Annotated in this window: 18 protein-coding genes; 11 read left to right on the top strand and 7 right to left on the bottom strand. The window is 74.6% G+C overall.

Annotated features, from left to right (window positions below; all coding sequences use genetic code 11):
* Positions 1-118: 118 nt before the first annotated feature.
* The 5 genes from O2W15_RS16175 to O2W15_RS16155 all read left to right on the top strand — a co-directional run bounded on the left by O2W15_RS16175 (position 119) and on the right by O2W15_RS16155 (position 4,282).
* A complete protein-coding gene (locus O2W15_RS16175) occupies positions 119-985 on the top strand; it encodes a hypothetical protein (RefSeq protein ID WP_269180116.1) in 867 nt (288 codons plus the stop codon).
* Positions 986-1,457: 472 nt separating this feature from the next.
* Positions 1,458-1,637 (top strand): hypothetical protein, encoded by a 180-nt coding sequence (locus O2W15_RS16170; protein WP_269180115.1) that lies wholly within the window; start codon positions 1,458-1,460, stop codon positions 1,635-1,637.
* A gap of 283 nt (positions 1,638-1,920) precedes the next feature.
* Entirely contained in the window at positions 1,921-2,190 is a 270-nt protein-coding gene (locus tag O2W15_RS16165) for a hypothetical protein (RefSeq protein ID WP_164700432.1), read from the top strand.
* Positions 2,191-2,360: 170 nt separating this feature from the next.
* Positions 2,361-3,104, top strand: coding sequence for a class I SAM-dependent methyltransferase (locus O2W15_RS16160; protein ID WP_269162173.1), 744 nt, complete (start codon positions 2,361-2,363; stop codon positions 3,102-3,104).
* An 8-nt stretch (positions 3,105-3,112) separates the two neighbouring features.
* Positions 3,113-4,282 carry an alkaline phosphatase family protein gene (locus O2W15_RS16155; protein WP_269180114.1) on the top strand — a complete coding sequence of 390 codons (1,170 nt, stop codon included), beginning with the start codon at positions 3,113-3,115 and terminating at the stop codon, positions 4,280-4,282.
* Positions 4,283-4,294: 12 nt separating this feature from the next.
* Here O2W15_RS16155 and O2W15_RS16150 read toward each other — a convergent pair whose 3' ends face one another.
* Genes O2W15_RS16150 through O2W15_RS16140 form a run of 3 tightly spaced genes read right to left on the bottom strand, consistent with a single transcriptional unit; the run spans position 4,295 to position 6,880 of the window.
* Entirely contained in the window at positions 4,295-5,284 is a 990-nt protein-coding gene (locus O2W15_RS16150; RefSeq protein ID WP_442928866.1) for a sucrase ferredoxin, read from the bottom strand.
* Complete coding sequence (locus tag O2W15_RS16145; protein ID WP_269180112.1) at positions 5,253-6,617, bottom strand: cupin domain-containing protein; 1,365 nt, start codon at positions 6,615-6,617, stop codon at positions 5,253-5,255. The genes O2W15_RS16150 and O2W15_RS16145 overlap by 32 nt, the downstream gene beginning before the upstream one ends.
* A 2-nt stretch (positions 6,618-6,619) precedes the next feature.
* Complete coding sequence (locus tag O2W15_RS16140) at positions 6,620-6,880, bottom strand: BatC protein (protein WP_269156984.1); 261 nt, start codon at positions 6,878-6,880, stop codon at positions 6,620-6,622.
* Between the two features lie 225 nt (positions 6,881-7,105).
* Here O2W15_RS16140 and O2W15_RS16135 point away from each other — a divergent pair, with 225 nt between their 5' ends.
* The 3 genes from O2W15_RS16135 to O2W15_RS16125 all read left to right on the top strand — a co-directional run bounded on the left by O2W15_RS16135 (position 7,106) and on the right by O2W15_RS16125 (position 9,746).
* Positions 7,106-7,825 carry a permease gene (locus O2W15_RS16135; protein ID WP_269180111.1) on the top strand — a complete coding sequence of 240 codons (720 nt, stop codon included), beginning with the start codon at positions 7,106-7,108 and terminating at the stop codon, positions 7,823-7,825.
* A 104-nt stretch (positions 7,826-7,929) separates the two neighbouring features.
* On the top strand, positions 7,930-9,168 hold the full coding sequence (locus O2W15_RS16130) for a DNA polymerase IV (RefSeq protein ID WP_269180110.1): 1,239 nt from the start codon (positions 7,930-7,932) through the stop codon (positions 9,166-9,168).
* Between the two features lie 140 nt (positions 9,169-9,308).
* A complete protein-coding gene (locus tag O2W15_RS16125) occupies positions 9,309-9,746 on the top strand; it encodes a DUF3040 domain-containing protein (RefSeq protein ID WP_269180109.1) in 438 nt (145 codons plus the stop codon).
* A gap of 76 nt (positions 9,747-9,822) precedes the next feature.
* On the opposite strand, the gene O2W15_RS16120 is transcribed toward O2W15_RS16125, so the two are convergent.
* The 4 genes from O2W15_RS16120 to O2W15_RS16105 form a co-directional block, all read right to left on the bottom strand.
* Positions 9,823-10,779, bottom strand: a complete 957-nt coding sequence (locus tag O2W15_RS16120; RefSeq protein ID WP_269180108.1) for a ribose-phosphate diphosphokinase — start codon at positions 10,777-10,779, stop codon at positions 9,823-9,825.
* A gap of 75 nt (positions 10,780-10,854) precedes the next feature.
* Entirely contained in the window at positions 10,855-13,206 is a 2,352-nt protein-coding gene (locus O2W15_RS16115) for a transglutaminase family protein (protein ID WP_269180107.1), read from the bottom strand.
* A complete protein-coding gene (locus O2W15_RS16110; protein ID WP_269180106.1) occupies positions 13,203-14,555 on the bottom strand; it encodes a DUF58 domain-containing protein in 1,353 nt (450 codons plus the stop codon). The genes O2W15_RS16115 and O2W15_RS16110 overlap by 4 nt, the downstream gene beginning before the upstream one ends.
* Before the next feature lie 32 nt (positions 14,556-14,587).
* Positions 14,588-15,637, bottom strand: a complete 1,050-nt coding sequence (locus tag O2W15_RS16105; RefSeq protein WP_269162183.1) for an AAA family ATPase — start codon at positions 15,635-15,637, stop codon at positions 14,588-14,590.
* A 237-nt stretch (positions 15,638-15,874) separates the two neighbouring features.
* On the opposite strand from O2W15_RS16105, the gene mraZ reads away from it, so the two are divergent.
* The 3 genes from mraZ to O2W15_RS16090 all read left to right on the top strand — a co-directional run bounded on the left by mraZ (position 15,875) and on the right by O2W15_RS16090 (position 18,394).
* Complete coding sequence (gene mraZ, locus O2W15_RS16100) at positions 15,875-16,309, top strand: division/cell wall cluster transcriptional repressor MraZ (protein ID WP_036340702.1); 435 nt, start codon at positions 15,875-15,877, stop codon at positions 16,307-16,309.
* Positions 16,310-16,646: 337 nt separating this feature from the next.
* On the top strand, positions 16,647-17,624 hold the full coding sequence (gene rsmH / locus O2W15_RS16095) for a 16S rRNA (cytosine(1402)-N(4))-methyltransferase RsmH (RefSeq protein ID WP_269180105.1): 978 nt from the start codon (positions 16,647-16,649) through the stop codon (positions 17,622-17,624).
* Positions 17,621-18,394 (top strand): hypothetical protein, encoded by a 774-nt coding sequence (locus O2W15_RS16090; protein ID WP_269180104.1) that lies wholly within the window; start codon positions 17,621-17,623, stop codon positions 18,392-18,394. Before rsmH ends, O2W15_RS16090 begins: the two co-directional genes overlap by 4 nt.
* Positions 18,395-18,397 lie beyond the last annotated feature (3 nt).

Genomic DNA, 18,397 nt, shown 5'->3' with positions numbered 1-18,397 from the left:
GTCAGGATGTTCTGTTATACCCCCAACGGAAAATTGAAAGATTGGCGTTTTATAGTACCGGCGAACGTTGTCGGAATCCTAATTCTCCTAATGGCCGTTGCCGCAGGAGCCAAACTAAATGTCTAATAACAATACGCCCACTAACAACAAAGAGCGCTTCGCCGTCGCAGCGGTTCTGGTTAGCCTGCTGGCTGCGCTGGCCAGCATATTCATGTCTCTTGGAGGGGGGCGGGCGGTTTGGGCGATATTGATAGTTTCCGGCTTTGCTGCCGGCATTACGCTCATCATTCTAAAACTAGGCAAGAGAGACGCGGAGCGTCGACGAAGCGCTAACCCGCCACGGCGTGGTCAAACTCTGGTTCTGGCGATGACCGTCTTGGCGGTCGCTTTGACTGGAGCACTTGTGCCGCTTGTTCAAGTGTCGCGAACGGTTTTTGATTCAGCCCAACCGCACCGCTCGGTAGCGAACTCGATCACCGCATCGCCCACAAGCTCGCCCGCCACAACTGCGCAGACAGGCGCAAGCTCGCCCGCGACCATGACCGCGAGCAGCATACCGTCAAGCGCTGGCGCTGAAGGGGCGATCACTCTTGACGACTTCTTCAATCCGAGCGCAGCTTGGACCGAGGATCGATTTGATGTTGCAGATCAAAAGAGCGTAAGCGGTATCTCCGCTAACGTGAGCACCTGCCTCGACTTGAATGCGCCAACCCTAGAGCTTCGACTGGGTAATAACTTCACGACATTAAATTTTGCGGCTGGACAATCGAACGATTCTCTAGACTCCGATCAAAACCTGATCGTCACCGTCACTGGAAATAACACTGTACTAGATTCACGCACCATACCGTTCAATGAGCTGCAGATGTTTGAAGTTCCCGTTACCGGCGTCAATGCCCTCAAGATCAGTATGGCGCTCGACCAGGGAGAGTCTTTTTGTCAGGGGGAAGTTGAAGCTGTGATAACCGATGTGGAACTAACTTAATTCATGGTGGTGTGTAAGCGATACATAGGTCGACCTCGCCCGTGCCCATGCGACTTGTTACGAGCAGAGGTCATCCCGATGTCCATCCGACGGCGGTCGCCGAGTTGCTAACCGCGTTGGGGGAGTACACCGAGCAGGTGATCGCCGAAGCCGCGACGTCCCGTCCGGTGATCCAGCCGACCAGGCTCCGATGTTGCCCTACGCCGATATCCAGCCGGCTGGCGACAATGCCAGCTCTGCCGCCCGGCGGAGGCGGCGGCATCGCCGCGGAAGCTGTGGCACTCCAGCCCTAGCAGCCTTCGGACTAAAGCCCGAGGGCTGCTGGCCGTGCGTGTTCGACTAGTCGGAGCAGACGGACCACGAATGCGTTCCTCCGCTAGGTTGGAAGCAGGCTAGGCCGAATGGATCGCTAGATCTGCCGATCAGCTCAACCCCCGCTGCCTGGAGTGGCCTCACTACGGCAGCGGAATCGATGGATGTGGGCGTCGAGCCCCGCGCTGATGGTTGTGTCGACGATGAAGATGGCGTCTCGTCCTTGCTGGAGGTACGGACGACTGATGGCCGTCGCCTGGCGCTTAGCCGCCTGCACATCGCCAGCATGGGCGATGCGGTCACGGCGCAGGACGTTGCCGTCGAGCTGGTCTTTGGCTGACCTCTCGTCGGCCGCTCCAAGGGCGGTGGCAACGGTGGATCAGTCGATGGCGACCGCAGCCCGCCGCGCGGCCGCAGCACCGCCGCGCAAGCTCTGGCACTCCAGCCCAGGGAGCTCGGGCCACTGAGCGGGCCGCGGCCGGACTCGCCGGCGTGTAACGCCGTGGTCCCGGGCTGTTCGTCCGATGGACCGCGCCGTGGCGCGTGGCGGCTCCCCGGCCGGGTAGCACAGCCCCCAGGTCGGGTGCAGTGCCCGGCAGGCTCCACCGTCGAGAGGCAGTCCCATGCCCGAGGTCCCGCAGCCCGTCACCGACAACACCATCAAGGTCCGCCAGCTGAGCCACTACCAGTTCAGCTGGACGGCCGGGGAGCCGGGGAAGCCCGGCACGTACACGTTGCAGCTCGTGCTCGACCAGGGCGCCTGGGAAGAGGTCCTCACCCTCGACCCGGACGACGCGGACAACCTGCAGGACCTGCTGACCAACACCGAGACGGTCCACTACGACGTCGAACGGCGCGTGCTCCTGTTCGGCGTCACCGAGACCGGCAGCTGATCTCCGAGGGCGCCCACCCGCGATCCAGCGGGGTGGGCGCCCTCCCCCCGGAGCCAGGCTGCGTCCAGCGGCTGCGCTGATCTGTGCGGGCGCACGGCAGGGGGCGGCGCACCGTGCGCGCTGCGGCGGCACCGGTCCGGGCCGGGTGGTCCGCCACTAGGCTCGGCTGGGTGACGACCTCCCCGGCCACTGCCGCGCAGGCCCCGGCCCGAACCGCGGCGATCTGGGCCGCGCTCGACCCGCTGGTCGCGGCCGGCTCCCCGCTGCAGGTGCTCGACCTCGGCGGCGGCAGCGGGATGTTCGCCGTCCCGCTCGCCGCCCTCGGCCACCAGGTCACCGTCGTCGACCCCAGCGCGGACGCACTGGCCACCCTGCACCGCCGGGCCGCCACCGTCGGTGCGGGCGACCGGGTCCGTGGTGTCCAGGGCGACGGCGACCGGATGCTCACCGCCCTCCCGTCCGGGGCCCTCTTCGACCTGGTGCTGTGCCACTTCGTGCTCGAGGTCGTCGACGAGCCGGCCAGCACGCTGCAGCAGCTCGCCAGTGCGCTCCGCCCCGGCGGGCAGCTCTCCCTCGCCGTGGCCAACCGGGCCGGCGCCGTCCTCGGGCGGGCGATCAGCGGGCACCCCGTCGAGGCGCGCGCCCTGCTCGCCGACCGCGACCCGGCCCCCGCCCGCAGTGCCCCCGCCCACCGGCGGTTCGACCCCGCGGAGCTGCTCGCGCTGCTCACCGGCGCCGGGCTGGAGCCGGGGGAGTGGCACGGCGTCGCCGTCGTCGCCGACCTGCTGGGCGCCTCCTCCGGGGCCGACCCCGATGCGCTGCGCGCCCTGGAGCTGGCGCTGGCCGGCGTCTCGCCCTACCGGGACGTCGCCACCGGCCTGCACGTCCTCGCCACCCGCCCGACCGCCGGCTGACCCGCGGGATGAGCCTGCCCGAGGGCCTCCAGCTCCCGCCCTACGGCAGCGCCACCCTCGCCGACGTGCTGCCCGGCGCCGCCACCGCCCTCGGCGTCCCGGTGCGCCGCGGCGACCTCCCCGTCGACCCGCTCGACCTGACCCCCGCCGTGGCCGGCGCCCGCCGGGTCGCCGTCCTGCTGGTCGACGGCCTGGGTGCCGAGCTGGTCGCCGCCCACCCGGGCCAGGCCCCGGTGCTCAACGCACTCGGCAGCCCCGCCGGCACGCTGTCCGCGCCCTGCCCGAGCACCACCCCGGTCAGCCTGGTCAGCCTGGGCACCGGCCTGCCGCCGGGCAGCCACGGGGTGCTCGGCTTCGTCACCGAGGTGCCCGGCGAGGGTCGCACGCTCAACCACGTCCACTGGGCCGACGACCCCGACCCGCTGCAGTGGCAGGCCCAGCCCACCGTCTTCGAGCAGGCCACCGCCGCCGGCGTCTCGTGCACCGTCGTCGCCCCGCACGCCTTCGCCAACTCCGGCCTCACCCGCGCTGCCTACCGCGGAGCCGACTACGCCAGCGCGTTCAGCCCCGGCGACCTGGTCGCCGGGATGCACGCGGCGCTGCGCACCGGCGAGCGCAGCCTGGTCTACGGCTACACCGCCGAGCTCGACCTCACCGGGCACGTCCGCGGCGTCGACTCGCCCAGCTGGCGCGCCCAGCTCGGCATCGTCGACCGGCTGGTCGAGCAGCTGGTCGAAGGGCTGCCCGAGGACGCCGTGCTGCTGGTGACCGCCGACCACGGCATGGTCGACGTCCCCGACTCCACCCGGCTCGACATCGGGGCAGAGCCCGCGCTCAGCGACGGCGTGCGGCTGCTCGCCGGCGAACCGCGGGCCCGCTACGTGCACGCCGAGCCCGGGGCCGCCGACGACGTGCTCGCCACCTGGCGCGCGGTGCTCGGGGACCGTGCCTGGGTGGTCAGCCGGGCGGAGGCGGTCGACAGCGGGGTCTTCGGTGCGGTCGACCCAGCGCTGGCCGACCGGATCGGCGACGTCGTCGCGCTGGCCCGGGGCAGCTGGGCGTTCACCGACGTCCAGCAGGACCCGTTCGGGTCGATGCTGGCCGCCTACCACGGCTCGCTCACCCCGGCGGAGCTGGCGATCCCGCTGCTGGCCGCCCGCGGCCGCGCGCTGGGCTGAGCGCCGTGGGCCTCAGGCCGGGTGCAGGGCCAGCGGGTGCCAGGTGCGCCAGTGGCCCGGCTGCGGGGCGGCGCAGGTCAGCCGGTGCGACTCCGCGGACAGCCGGCTCTCCACGCTGACCACGACGTCGCCGTCCGGCCCGGCCAGGGTCACCTCGAACCGCTCGATCCCGGGCGCGGGCGACGGCAGCCCACGCACCCGCCGCGGCGGCAGGTCGCCCACCCCGAGCAGACCGAGCTCCCCGCGGGCGTGGTGCTGCGCCGCCTGGGCGGCCGGTGCCAGTCCGGCCCGCCCGCGCAGGAAGGGCAGCGCCACCTGGCCGGCGGCGTGCGCATCGAGCAGCACCCGGCCGTCCCCGGGCACCTGCCCGTAGACCAGCCCCCAGGGCAGGACGACGACGTTGGCGGCGAACCGGTCACCGCCGAGGTGGCTGGTCTCCCAGACGTCGGCGGCCGCCCCGGCGGCGGGCAGCGCCCGGGCCAGCGGGCGGCCGCGGACGGCACAGCAGACGTCGTGCGCGCCGTGCGTGCAGACCAGGTAGGTCGGCACCTGCGTCGGTTCGCCGACCGAGCCGTCCCAGGGCAGCTGGAGCAGCTCGGCGTCGTCCTCCCGGGTCGACCAGCGGACGGTCTCCCGGCCGGGGGTCGTGTCCGCGACCGCCCAGCGGCGACCGCCCTCCGTCGACCGCTCCCCGGGCCGGCGGACCAGTTGGATCCGCATGCCCAGTTCACGGGCCCGGGCCGCCAGCCGGGAGGCGACCCGCCGGTCGAACCGGGACTCCAGCAGGGCGTCCCGCCCCCACGAGCCGGGCTGCTCGACCAGCAGCCAGCGTCGGGCCGGTGGTGCGGTGGCGACGGGGGAGTCCCCGCGCAGCAGGGCCTGCACCGAGCAGCGGGCCGGGTCCAGTCGGCCGGCCGGGGTCGACCGGGGTGCAGGGGACCCCGGGTCGGGGTGGACCGGGCCGGTCGGCTCAGGCCCCACCGGTGTCGCCACGGCCCCCATCGTGCCCGGCGTCGGCTGTCGGTGCCCCGGCGCGGGCGTCCGGGACGATCGCGATCGCCTCGGTGACCAGCCGACGGGCCAGAGTGAGCTGGTCGGCAGCGTCGAGCCCGGGCAGGTCACCGACCTTCAGCTCGCCCGCGGCGAGCAGCGCGGCCAGGGCCGGGTGGGTGTCGGCCGGCAGGTCGTGGGTGCGGCGGCCGGCGACCAGCGCCACCCGTCCGCCGTCCGGGTCGCGCAGCTGCAGGCGCAGCAGCGGTCGCACCTGGAGCACGGTGTCGGCCGACAGCGCGGCGACCGCACCGGACTGGGCCAGCGGGGACACCGGGGCCGGCCGCACCTGCGCCCAGGTGCGGGCCCGCAGCGCGTCGGCCACGGCCGCGGGGTCGACCTCGCCGAGCCAGCGCTGCAGTCCGGAGAGCACCGCGGCGACGTCCTCGGTGGTGGCCGAGGGGTCGGCCAGGTCGACGCCGAGCGGCAGCGAGCCGCGCAGCGCGGGGTCCTCGGCGGCGAGGGTGCGCACCAGGTCCAGGGCGGACTCCACGGCGCCCCAGCGGGTCACCGAGTGCACCCCGACGGTCAGGTGCGCGCTGATCTCCCCGAGCGCGACCGCCGAGTGCAGGTAGCCGCGGGGGAGGTAGAGGGCATCGCCGGGACGCAGCACCGCGTCGATCACCGGGGGACGCTGCGCGGCGGCGGCGACCTCGGCGGCGCGGTCGGTCCAGGGGTGGGTGCGCAGCGGGTCGGTGAGCACCGGCTCGTGGATCGTCCAGTGCTTCTCGCCCGCGACCTGCAGCACGAACACGTCGTGCACGTCGTAGTGCGGGGAGAACCCGCGCGAGGACGGCGGGGTGATGTAGGCGTTGACCTGCGTGGGGTGCCCGAGGTCGGCGGCGAGCTGACCGGCGAACTCGATCAGCGGCGGCCACAGCCGGTGCAGGCCCTGCAGGACGACGGTGCTGCCGTCGGCGAACAGCCGCAGCACCGCGTCGGAGGAGACCTGGTCGGCCACCTCCGCGCCGGCGCCCTGGGGGCTGGTAAAGCGCTTGGTGTCCACGACAGCGCCGTCCTTGGCGATGCGCAGGAACGGCGTGCGCAGGCCGCGGGTGCTCAGCAGCTCGTCGACGGCGGGCAGGTCGAGCAGATCGGTGAACGTGCCGCCGAGCTCTGCGGCGGTGGAGAGCAGGGGCCGGCGGGACCAGTGCTCGGCGGCGAACACCTCCGGCTCGACCCGGATGCAGCGGCGCAGTGCGGGGCGGGTGGTGCCCCCGGCCCAGGACCGGGCGCCGTCCTCGGTGGAGGACGGCGCCCGGCCCGGCAGTTCAGGGTCGGACACGGTCAGGCCGAGCCGTCCGCGCCGCCGTCGTGCTGGCCGGGCGTGCCGCCGCCGGCACCCGAGTCGGCCGGGCCCTCGGCGCCACCGTCGGCACCGCCGTCGGCGCCACCGTCGGCACCGCCGTCGGCGCCACCGTCGGCACCGCCGTCGGCGCCACCGTCGGCACCGCCGTCAGCGCCACCGTCGTGCTGGCCCGGCGTGCCCTCGGCGCCGCCGTCGGCCGGTCCCTCTGTGCTGGTCATGTCGTCGTCGTCGAGCGCCATGGCTCCTCCGATCGTCGAGGTCGTGGCCACCGGTCGGGGACCACCTGGACCAGTTCTACCGCGATGATCGACTGCCCACACCTGCCCGGACCGGGGTGCCGTCCCGGCTCCCGCACCACCGGATGACGATCCGGTCACGATCCGACGTGCCTGGTGCGGGTGATCGTGAGTGGGCATGTCAGAGCGTGCACGCCACCACAGACGACGCACGAGAGGACAAAGGCCATGACAGAGAGTCGTGCACGTACGGATGCCACCACCTCCGGGGCCACCACCCCGGGCAGCGACGCGACGCGGGAGACGACCGTCGGCGCGACCCGCGAGGTGCACGCCGAGCCGGTGGTCCGCGAGCCGGCGGTCGGCGAGGTCGATCGGCGCGAGGAGCCGACGCACGTGTCGGTGGCCCCGCCGCGGCGTGACCGGGTCCGCTGGGGCCCGGTGTGGGCGGGCCTGCTCGTGACCATCTCCTCGTTCGTCCTGTTCAACCTGATCACCTTCGCCCTCGGCTGGTGGGACATCGAGGGTGCCGGCGGCTCCAACGCCGACTGGATCAGCACGGCGATCCTGTGGGGCGCCTTCTTCCTCGGTGGGCTGACCGCGGCGGCCTCGGCGATCTGGCGCGGGGTGAGCGACGGCATCCTGCACGGCATCCTGGTGTGGGCGCTCGGCATGGCGACGTTCCTCGTCCTCAGCCTGCTCGGCGGCGGTGCGGTCCTGGGCGCGGTCGGTGACGCCATCGGCCAGCTCGGTGTGCTGCAGCAGAACAGCAACGCCCCCGCAGCACAGCTCGCCCCGGTCGTGGACAACGCCCAGTCGGTCGCGAGCTGGGCCGTCCTGGTGATGGGCGTGGCCATCATCCTGGCGGCGCTCGGTGGCGTCCTCGGGGCCAAGATGTGGCCGGCCAAGAAGGACACCGAGGACGACCGGGTGACCACCACCCGCTGATCCGTCGCGACAGGCGCCGGGACCGACCACGGTCCCGGCGCCTGACCCGCTATCGTCCCCGTGGGTCGAACACCTGTTCGACCCACGGGGACGCGGGGGGCGCAGTGACCAGGGACCGGGCTGCCGGCTGCACGGTGCTGCACGTCGACATGGACGCCTTCTTCGCCAGCGTCGAGGTGCGCCGGCACCCCGAGCTGGCCGGCACGCCGGTCATCGTCGGCGGGGTGGGCAACCGTGGGGTCGTCACCTCGGCCACCTACGAGGCCCGCCGGTACGGGGTGCACAGCGCCATGCCGACCTCTCGGGCGCTGCGCCTGTGCCCGACGGCCACCGTGCTCCCCGGCGACCTCGACCTCTACGCCGAGGTGTCCCGGTCGGTGATGGCGCTTTTCCGCTCCGTCACCCCGCTGGTCGAGCCGCTGAGCCTGGACGAGGCCTTCCTCGACGTCTCCGGCAGCGGCCGCCGGCTGGGCGACCCGGTCGCGATCGGGGAGTACATCCGCGCCCGGGTCTACGACGAGCAGGGGATCACCTGCTCGGTCGGGGTGGCCGGCAGCAAGTTCGTCGCCAAGCTGGCCTCCACCCGGGCCAAGCCCGACGGGCTGCTGGTGGTGCCACCGGCCGAGGTCATGGACTTCCTGCACCCGCTGCCGGTGGGCGCCCTGTGGGGCGTCGGTCCCAAGACCGAGGAGGTGCTCCTCCGGCTGGGCCTGCGGACCGTCGGCGACCTGGCGCACGTGCCGGCCCGGACCCTGCAGCGGGCGGTGGGCCAGGCGGCCGGCAGCCACCTGCACGAGCTCGCCTGGGGGCGGGACCCCCGGCGGGTGGTCCCCGACGAGCCCGACCGGTCCACCGGCGCCGAGGAGACCTTCGGCACCGACGTCGACGACCCGCAGGTGATCCACCGGGAGCTGCTGCACCTGGCCGAGCGGACGGCGGGGCGGCTGCGCTCGACCGGTCACCTGGCCCGCACGGTGACCGTGAAGATCCGCTTCGCCGACTTCACCACGATCACCCGCTCCCGCACGCTGAAGGTCCCCACCGACGTGGGCCAGGAGCTGTACGACACCGCCCGCACGCTCTTCGACGCCCTGGGGCTGGACCGGGCCCGCATCCGGCTGGTCGGGGTGCGGGCCGAGGGGCTGGTGGAGGCCGAGGCGACCGCCCGCCAGCTCGAGCTGGGGGCTCGCGAGCACGGCCGGCGGGACGCCGAGCTGGCCGCCGACCGGGCCGCCCGGCGCTTCGGGGCCGGTGCCGTCCGGCCGGCCACCCTGCTCGGTCGCCGGCAGGTCCCGGGCACCGGTCCGGTTGCGCGCGACCCGTCTCCGGGAACGCCCCGCTGAGCTGGCCGTCTGCCCGTCAGGGGTGCCGCGGGGTGCCGACCGGGGCATCGCCGGGAGTGTCGACGGCGACTCGCCTTTCGCAGGCCGCAAACGGCTCGTATCCTCGGTGTCACCGCGGGCGGACTGCCGCCGGTGGTTTCTTGCACTTGTACCTGGAGGTCGACGTGCCGCTCTCCGAGCACGAGCAGCGTCTGCTGGAGCAGATCGAGCGCGCCCTCGTCGATGACGATCCGAAGTTCGCCTCGACGGTCCGTACCGGCGACCGGCGACAGAAGGCCCGCCGCAAGCTCCAACTGGGCGCCGTCCTGGTGGTCGTCGGCCTGGCCGTGGTGGTCGGCGGGGTGGCCCTGCCCAACGTCATCGTCGGCGTGCTGGGCTTCCTGGTGGCCTTCGGGGGTGCCGTCCTCGGGGTCCTGAACTACAAGGCCGCGACCGGCGTCGTGCCGGCCGACTCCGGCTCGGGTCCCGCCGGGCGTCCGGCGGGGGGCGGCCGCGGTGGCAGCAGCAGCGCGAAGCCGCGCCGCCAGCCGCTGAAGGGCCGCCTCGAAGAGCGTTTCCGCCGCCGCTACGACCAGTAGCGCGCGTCGGCCCACCCGCTGAGCCAGCAGCCGCCGTCCCGTCCGGGGACGGCGGCTGCTGGCCTCTCCGGGCGGCTCAGGCGTCGGTGGTCGCCGCGGTGTCGAACAGTGCGCTGACCGACTCCCCGTCGTGGATCCGCTGCACGGCCTGGGCGAGCGCGGGGGCCACCGACAGCACGGTCAGCTTCTCCGACGCCCCGGCCGGCACCGGCACGGTGTTGGTGCAGACGATCTCCACGACGTCGGACTGGGCGCCGATCCGCTCCAGTGCACCGGCGGTGAACAAACCGTGCGTGCAGGCCACCCGGATCGTGCGGGCGCCGGCGTCCCGCAGCCGGTCGATGAGCTCCAGCACGGTGCTGCCCTTGGCGATCTCGTCGTCCAGCACGATGACGTCGCGATCGGCGACGTCCCCGATGACGGCGCTGATGCTGACCCGGTCGTCGGCGTACCGCTGCTTGGCGCCCGCCGCGACCGGCACCCCGAGCCGGCGGGCGAAGGCCGCGGCCTCCTTGGCGTTGCCCAGGTCGGGGGAGACGACGGTGGTGCGGGAGAGGTCCAGGGCCCGGAAGTGGTCGGCCAGCTCCCGCAGCGCGTGCAGGTGGTCGACCGGCACGCTGAAGAAGCCGTGCACCTGCGGTGAGTGCAGCGTCATGGCCAGCACCCGGCTGGCCCCGGCGGCCACCATGAGGTCGGCGATCAGCCGGCCGCCGATGGAGATCCGGGGCGCGTCCTTCTTGTCCGACCGCGCGTAGGCGTAGTGCGGCATCACCACGGTGATCCGGGCCGCCGAGGCGCCGCGGGCCGCGTCGATCATCAGCAGCAGCTCGACCAGGTTCTCCTGCACCGGGGTGACCAGCGGTTGCACGAGGAAGACGTCACGCTCGCGACAGTTGGCCTGCAGCTGCACCTCGAGGCAGTCGTTGGCGAACCGGGTCTTCCGGACCGGCTGCAGCGGCACGCCCAACTGGGCGCACATCTCCGCGGCGAGTTCGGGGTGGGCACTGCCGGCGAAGACGGCGATCTCACGCAAGGGGCACTCCGCAGGTGGGGGGAGCGGTGACGACGCCACCGACTCCGGCCACCGTAACCAGCTCCGGCTCCGCGGTCAGGCCGGGCGGGGTCGGCGGGGGGCCCGGGCGGCCGCCCACCGTGCGGCCGTCGCGAGCGTGGAGGCCGGCCACACCGCCGCCCGGACCCGCTGACCGCGGGAGGAGGACCGCAGCAACGCCCGCCGCACCGTCGTCAGCGCCTGGGTCAGCGTCGGGTCCGGTCCGGGCCGGGCCGCCGGCGGGCCGTACACCGAACGCTCCTGGGCCAGCGCCAGGGTCCGCACCGCCGGGACCGCGGCGGGGTCGGTGGCGGCGAGCCGCTGGGCCAGCTCGAGGGCCAGCTGGCGTGCCGTCGACGTGTCGGGCAGCTCGGTGCCCAGGTCGGCGGTGGTCGCCAGCAGCTCGTCCCACAGGGCGCCCGGCCGTCCGTCGGCCAGCCGGGCGGCGCGCTGACTGCGGCGGACGGCGAACGGCACCGCGGCCAGGGCGAGGACGACCAGGCTGCCCGCTGCCCCGAGCAGCCACGGCGTGAGCTGCTGCTGAGGTGCGGCCTGGGGCGCCAGCGGGGGCACGTACTGGTCGTCGCGGTCCAGCTCGGCGCTCGGCGCTGCCGGCAGCGGGGCGCCGGCGTCCGGCGTGGCCGGGTCCGGGGTGTCGTCGACCCCGTCCGTGCGGGGCGCCCAGGGGAGCTCCACGGCGCGGTCGGCGGCGATGGGGGTCGGGTCGAAGGGGATCCAGCCGATGCCGGCGAACCAGGCCTCGACCCAGGCGTGCGCGTCGTCGGTGGTGACCACCCGGTCGCCGTCCTCGCCGACCTGGCCGGGCGTGTAGCCCAGCACCACCCGGGCCGGCACCCCGGCTGCCCGGACCAGCACGGCCATGGCGCCGGCGTACTGCTCGCAGTAGCCCCGCTTGAGCCGGAGGAAGTCGGCGAGGTCGTCGCCGGTGGTGCCCTGGCTGGTGGACAGGCTGTAGGCGAAGCCGTTGGCCGGGTCGGTGAACAGGCCGAGCACGGCCCGGACCCGCTCGTAGGGCGACTGCGCCGGGTCGGTGAGCTGGTCGGCCAGGGCGGTGACGGTGGGGTCGAGCTCCGGCAGCGCCGTGTAGCGCTCCACCAGGGGGTCGCCCGGGACCAGCGGCGCGGCGGTCAGCTCGGCCGTGCTCGGCTGCGGCTGCTGGGCGGTGAACCGGTAGGCGAGCCCCCCGGTGGTCACGTCCCGGCCGAAGACGGTCCGGGCGGCGGGGTCGAAGCGCCAGTCCTCGTCCTCGGAGCCCAGCACCTGCACCGACAGCGGGGAGTCCAGCAGCGGGAGGAAGCGGTCGTCGTGCTGCAGCACGGTGACCCGAGCCGTCACCGCACGGCTGGACCGCGGGTCGGGGAGCGGCGCCAGGGGTCCGTCGGTCGCGATCGACTCCTGGCCGTCGAGGTTGCTCATCCGCCAGCCGACGTCGCCGCTGTACTCGTCCAGCGACACCGAGCGCAGGTACCCGGGGTCGGCCACCGAGGCGTCGACCTGCAGCAGGTCGATCGGCTCGGGCAGGGTCAGCTGGCCGGCCATCTCCGCCACCGGGTCCAGCGACGTCCCCACCCCGTTGCCGGTGCCCGCCCCGCCCAGCCCCGCCGCGAGCGAGCCCTCGGCCAGCATGGGGACGAACGCCGGCACCAGCAGGCCGGCGACCAGGGCGACCACGCCGGTGCGCAGGGCCGGCAGGGTGCCGGTGCCCATCGGCGACCCACTGCCACCCCGCGCGTCCCCGACCAGCCGCGCCCGCTGGTCGGCCCACAGCAGGACCGCGAACCCGGCCGCCGGGGCGGCGAAGGAGATCAGCGCGACCTCCCCGATCACGGTGCTCACCGGGACGCAGTAGAGGACCAGCAGACCGAGCCCACCCAGCGCCGGCTGGCGGGCGGGGACGGCGAGCAGGTCGACGGCCAGCGCGATCAGGGCGACGAAGACGGTGGTCAGCGCCACCAGCCCGGTCAACGGCAACGCCGGCGTGGCCTGCTCCTGGATCTCCGCGGTGCCGTCCCCGAGCAATCCGGCCAGGTCGGCCAGGCTGCCCAGCGTCGGCAGCACGCCCGCCCAGGCGCGCTCGGGTGTGAAGACGATCGTCAGGACGACGAGCACCAGGGCCACCTGGCCCAGCGGCACCGCCAGTCGGGCCGGGCCGGACCACCACGGGGAGTCGTCCGCGGCGGAGTCGACCAGCCGGTCCAGCAGCGCCCGCAGCGCCACCCCGCCCAGGCCGACGGCGGCGACCACCATCGTCACCGGCAGCAGCCACGTGCGGGCGGCGAAGACCGGGTCCAGCGCCAGCGCGCCCAGTCCGACGGCGACCGCGACCGCGATCCCGGTGCCCGGCCCGCCGCGGGTCGCCCGGGGCAGCTCGTCGACCTGACCGCTCACGCCGGCACCGGCCCTGCGACGCCGGCCCGGCTGCCGACCTGGCTCCACAGCTGCGCCACGCTCTGGTCCGGGCCGATCACGGCCACCTGCCAGCCGGCCGCGCGGAACAGGTCGCCGGCCTGCTGCTGCCGGGTGCACAGCTCCGCCCGGGCGGCGGGGCCGAGCGCACGCCGGCCCCGGGTGGCCCCGCCGTCCAGCCAGCCCGCCGCGTCCACCAGCACCGCGACGTCCCGGCCCGGGCCCGACCGGGCACGGACCAGCGCCGCGACGTCCTCGGGGTCGACGAGGCCCAGCAGGCAGATGGCCGGACCGTCGGCCCCCGACCGGCGCAGCGCCTCCACCCCCAGCTGCAGCCCGGGCTGGGGCGCACCGCCCAGTCCGGCGAGTCGCTCGAGCAGCTCGTCCGGGCCCAGCTGCCCGCGGCCGAGGGCCGGGGTGAGCTCCCCGCCGTCGGTCACCACGCGCAGGGCTGCGCCCCGGCGCAGCAGGTGGGTGCCGATGCTGGCCGCGGCCTCCACCACCCACTCCAGGGTGTCCTGCGGCGGGGCCGGGTCACCGGCTGCACCGTCGACGCTTCCCCCCAGCAGGTGGACGGTCGACCGGGTGTCGACGAACACGGTCGCCGCGGCTCGCCACGGGCGCTCCTCCAGCCGGACCATCAGCTCGCCGGTGCGGGCGGTGGCGCGCCAGTGGACCAGGCGCAGGTCGTCGCCGTAGCGGTACTCCCGGGTGCTGACGTCGTCCTCGCCGTGCACGGCGATCGAACGGCGGGCGCCCTCGCCGCCGTCGCCGCCGGCGCCGGTCAGCGCCCCGCCACCGGACAGCGGCACGACCCGGGGGAGCACCAGCAGGGCGGCCGTGTCAGTGCCGGTCGCGGTGCGCAGCACCAGGCCGAAGGGGTCGACCAGCCGCAGGCTCAGCGGCCCGAGGGTGTACCGGCCCCGCCGGGAGCCGTGCAGCCGGTACCGGAGCGGGGCGGTGCTGCCGCTGAGCAGCCGCTCCACGACGAAGCGCGGCCGGGGGCCCAGGTCGACCGGCAGGTGCTCGGTGAGCAACCACAGGCCGCCCGGGCGCCGGTCGGTGTTGGCCACCTCCAGCAGCACGTCGGCGGACCCGCCGCGCGGCAACCGGGCCGGGGTGACGGTGCGCCGGGTGGCGACCCGGAAGCGCTGGCGGGCGACCCCGACGGCCGACACCACCGGCAGGGCGAGCACGAACACGGCCAGCTGCACCAGCGCCCGCTCGCCGAGCAGGGCGCCCAGCGCGGCCAGGGTCAGCCCGGCGGCGACCAGGCAGCGGCCGCGCAGGGTGAGGGAGGACGCGGCGTCGGCGATCCGGGTACGGGCCATGGGCGGGGTGTCCGTCTCTGGGGTGGGCCGGCTCAGCGGCCGCCGTGGACGGGCACGGTGGCGAGCAGGTCGGTGACCACCCGCTGTGCGTCCCGGCGCGCCAGCGCCGCGTCCGGGGTCAGCAGCAGCCGGTGCGCCAGCACCGGCACCGCCATGGCCTGCACGTCGTCGGGGAGCACGTGGTCGCGGCCGGCCAGCGCTGCGGTGGCGCGGGCGGCCCGCAGCAGCTGCAGCCCCGCCCGGGGGGAGGCGCCCAGTCGCAGGTCGGGGGAGCGGCGGGTGGCCTCGACCAGCGAGACGACGTACTGGCGCAGCGGCTCGGCGACGTGCAGCCGGCCCACCGCGGCCACCAGGGTCCGCACGTGCGCGGCGTCGACGACCGGGGTGAGCGCGGTGAGCGGGTCGACGGTGGCCCGTTCGCCGAGCATCGCCAGCTCGGCGTCGCGGTCCGGGTAGCCCATCGAGACCCGGGCGGTGAACCGGTCGCGCTGCGCCTCCGGGAGGGGATAGGTGCCCTCCATCTCCAGTGGGTTCTGCGTCGCGACCACCATGAACGGCCGGGCCAGCTCGTAGGTGACGCCGTCGACGGTGACCTGCCGCTCCTCCATGCACTCCAGCAGGGCCGACTGGGTCTTCGGCGAGGCCCGGTTGATCTCGTCGGCCACGACCACGTTGGCGAAGACGGCGCCGGGCTTGAACTCGAACGCCCGGGACTCCTGGTCGTAGACGGCCACCCCGGTCACGTCGCTGGGCAGCAGGTCGGGGGTGAACTGGATCCGGCGCACCGTGCCGTCGATGGTGCGGGCCAGCGCCTTGGCCAGGGTGGTCTTCCCGACCCCGGGGACGTCCTCGATCAGCAGGTGGCCCTCGGCCAGCAGCACGACCAGCGCCAGCCGGACGACGTCGGGCTTGCCCTCCACCACGCGGCCGATCGCCTCGGCGAGCTGCGCCCCCTCGGCCGCCACGTCGACGTCGGTCTCCGGTTGCGTCGCTGCGGCGTCCTGGCCGGTGTCGTGCCGGGGTGCGGAGCGCAGCTCCGTCGTCCCCCGGTCCGACCGCAGCTCTGCCGTGCCCTCGGTCACCCCGCTCACGGTACGTGCTGATCAGCGGCGTGCACGGGCGATGCCGTCCCGATGCCGTTCCGCTGCCGTCCCGCGGCCCGGAGGTGGCCGGTGGGGCGCGGTGGAGGAGAGGGGGCGACACGGCGTGGAGTGGTGTCCAGTGGGGGCCAGTGGGTTACTGTGTCGCGCAATGGGGAGGCTGGGGCCACGGACGGTGCCCGGCACGACCACAGGAGGACTGATGCAGGGGGTGATCCGGTGTTCGTCGGCAGCTACCCCCTGCGTCTGGACGAGAAGGGCCGGCTCGCCCTCCCGGTCCGGTACCGCGAGCTGGTGGCCGACGGCATGGTGATCAAGAAGGGCCAGGAGCGCTGCGTCTACGGCCTGACCATGGCCCGGGTCGCCGAGCAGAGCGCCGCGCTGAAGTCCATGGCGCCGGCCGACACCAACGCAGGCCGCATGCACGCCCGGATGAGCTTCGGCTCGATGGTCGAGGTCGAGGCGGACAAGACCGGCCGGATCACCATCCCCGCCACCCTGCGGGAGTACGCCGGCCTGGACCGCGACGTCGTCGTCGTCGGGGTCGACACCCGCTTCGAGATCTGGGACTCCGGCACCTGGGACGCCTACGTGGCCGAGCAGGAGGCCGTCTTCGCCGCGATGGAGAGCGAGGGGATGCCGACCCTGTCCTGAGTCGACCCCCACCCACCCCACCACCGACCGCACCACCCCGAACGTCCCACCCCGCCCCACCCCTGGACGAGCCGACTTCCCCGCGGCTCGACCGGACCCGGACCGCGAGCCGACTTCCCCCCGGCTCGACGTCCACCGCACCGACCGTCCCACCCGCCCAGCTGCCCCAGCTCGGCTCCACCTGGTACCGCTTCCCCGGCGCCAGGCGAGCCGGGCGGGGCAGCGGGCCGGGGCAGGGCGCTCCTCCCGCCCCACCGGCACTCCACTGCCCACCACCCACCCCACTGGGCCCCACCCCTCGCCCAGCCCACCCCTGCGCCCGGAGAGGAACTCGTCGATGAGCAGCCCCGAGGCCGTCGGGCCCGCGCTGCACGTCCCCGTCCTCCTCGACCGGGTCACCGAGCTGCTCGCCCCCGCGCTGAGCGCACCGGGCGCCGTCCTGGTCGACTGCACGCTCGGTCTGGCCGGCCACTCCCTGGCCCTGCTGGGGGCCCATCCGGGGCTCCGGCTGATCGGCCTGGACCGGGACCCCGACGCCCGCGCCGAGGCCGCTGCCCGGATCACCGCCGCCGGCCACGCCGAGCGCGCCACCCTGGTGCCCGCCGTCTTCGACGAGCTGCCCGACGTGCTGGCCGAGCTCGGCGTCGACGAGGTGCAGGGCGTGCTGTTCGACCTCGGCGTCTCCTCCCTGCAGCTGGACCGCCCCACCCGCGGGTTCAGCTACTCCACCGACGCGCCGCTGGACATGCGGATGGACCCCACCGGGCCCCGCACCGCGGCCGACGTGGTCAACACCTACTCCCGGGGCGAGCTGACCCGGGTGCTCAAGGTCTACGGCGAGGAGCGCTTCGCCGGCCGGATCGCCGCCGCCATCGAGCGGGAGCGCGCCCGGGAGCCGTTCACCGGCACCGCCCGGCTGGCCGAGCTGGTGCGCTCCTCGATCCCCGCCGCCACCCGCCGCACCGGTGGACACCCGGCCAAGCGGACCTTCCAGGCCCTCCGGATCGAGGTCAACGACGAACTCGGGGTGCTCTCCCGCGCCCTGCCCGCCGCCATCGACGCGCTCGCGATCGGTGGCCGACTGGTCGTGATCAGCTTCCACTCCCTCGAGGACCGCATCGTGAAGCAGACGCTCGCCGCAGAGGCCACCGACCGCACGCCGCCCGGCATGCCGGTCCCGATGCCCGAGCACGCTCCGGTGCTGAAGCTGGTGACCCGGGGCGGTGAGGCGCCCGGTGACGCCGAGCTCGCCGTCAACCCACGGGCCGCCTCGGCGCGGGTCCGGGCCGCCGAACGCCTCCGGCGGGCAGCATGAGCCAGCCGGCGCGCTCCGCCCCGCGGAGCAGCAGCCCCCGCACCTCCACCCCGCGCACCCCGACGCCGCGCACCCCGCACGGCAGCACCGCCCGCACCGGGGCGACCCGCGCGGGCACGGCCCGGACGACGACCGCCCGCACCACGACCGCCCGGACCACGACGGCCCGGACCACCGGCCGCGCGACCACCGGCCCGGTGCACGTGCCCCGGGTCGCCCCGCCCCGGCGCAGCGGACCGGTCCCGAGTGGTCCGCAGCTGCGGCTGGTGCCGCCCAGCCGGCCGACCCCGGCCCGCGCGCCCCGCGGCAGCCGGCGGGCGCTGCTGCGCGGTCGCCGGGCGCCGTTCGTCGTGGTGCTCGTCGCCCTGCTGGTCGGGACGACGCTGGGCCTGCTCCTGCTCAACACCGCGATCGCCGTGGACTCCCTGCGCGCCACCGAGCAGCGGGTCGCGATGGCCGAGCAGGCCAAGGAGGTGGCTCGACTGGAACAGCAGGTGATCGCTGCCGACACTGCTGCCGAACTGGCCCGCGCCGCTGCCGCGGTCGGGCTGGTCCCGCCGGGGGACGCGGCGCACCTGGTGCTGCAGCCCGACGGCAGCTCCGTCCTGCTGGGCAGCGCCACGCCGGCGACGCCCCCCGTCGAGCCGGAGGCCGCCGACCAGGAGGCCACCGACCCGGAGGCCACCGCCACGGAGTCCGGCTCCGCCACCGATCCCGCGCCGACCGACCCCCTGCCCGCCGACGCCGCGTCGCCGACCCCCGGGAACTGATCC

The organism is Modestobacter sp. VKM Ac-2979 (assembly GCF_026967995.1).
Lineage (GTDB): Bacteria > Actinomycetota > Actinomycetes > Mycobacteriales > Geodermatophilaceae > Modestobacter.
Note: the sequence above shows the minus strand (reverse complement) of the source record. Positions and strands in the feature narration are given on the sequence as shown.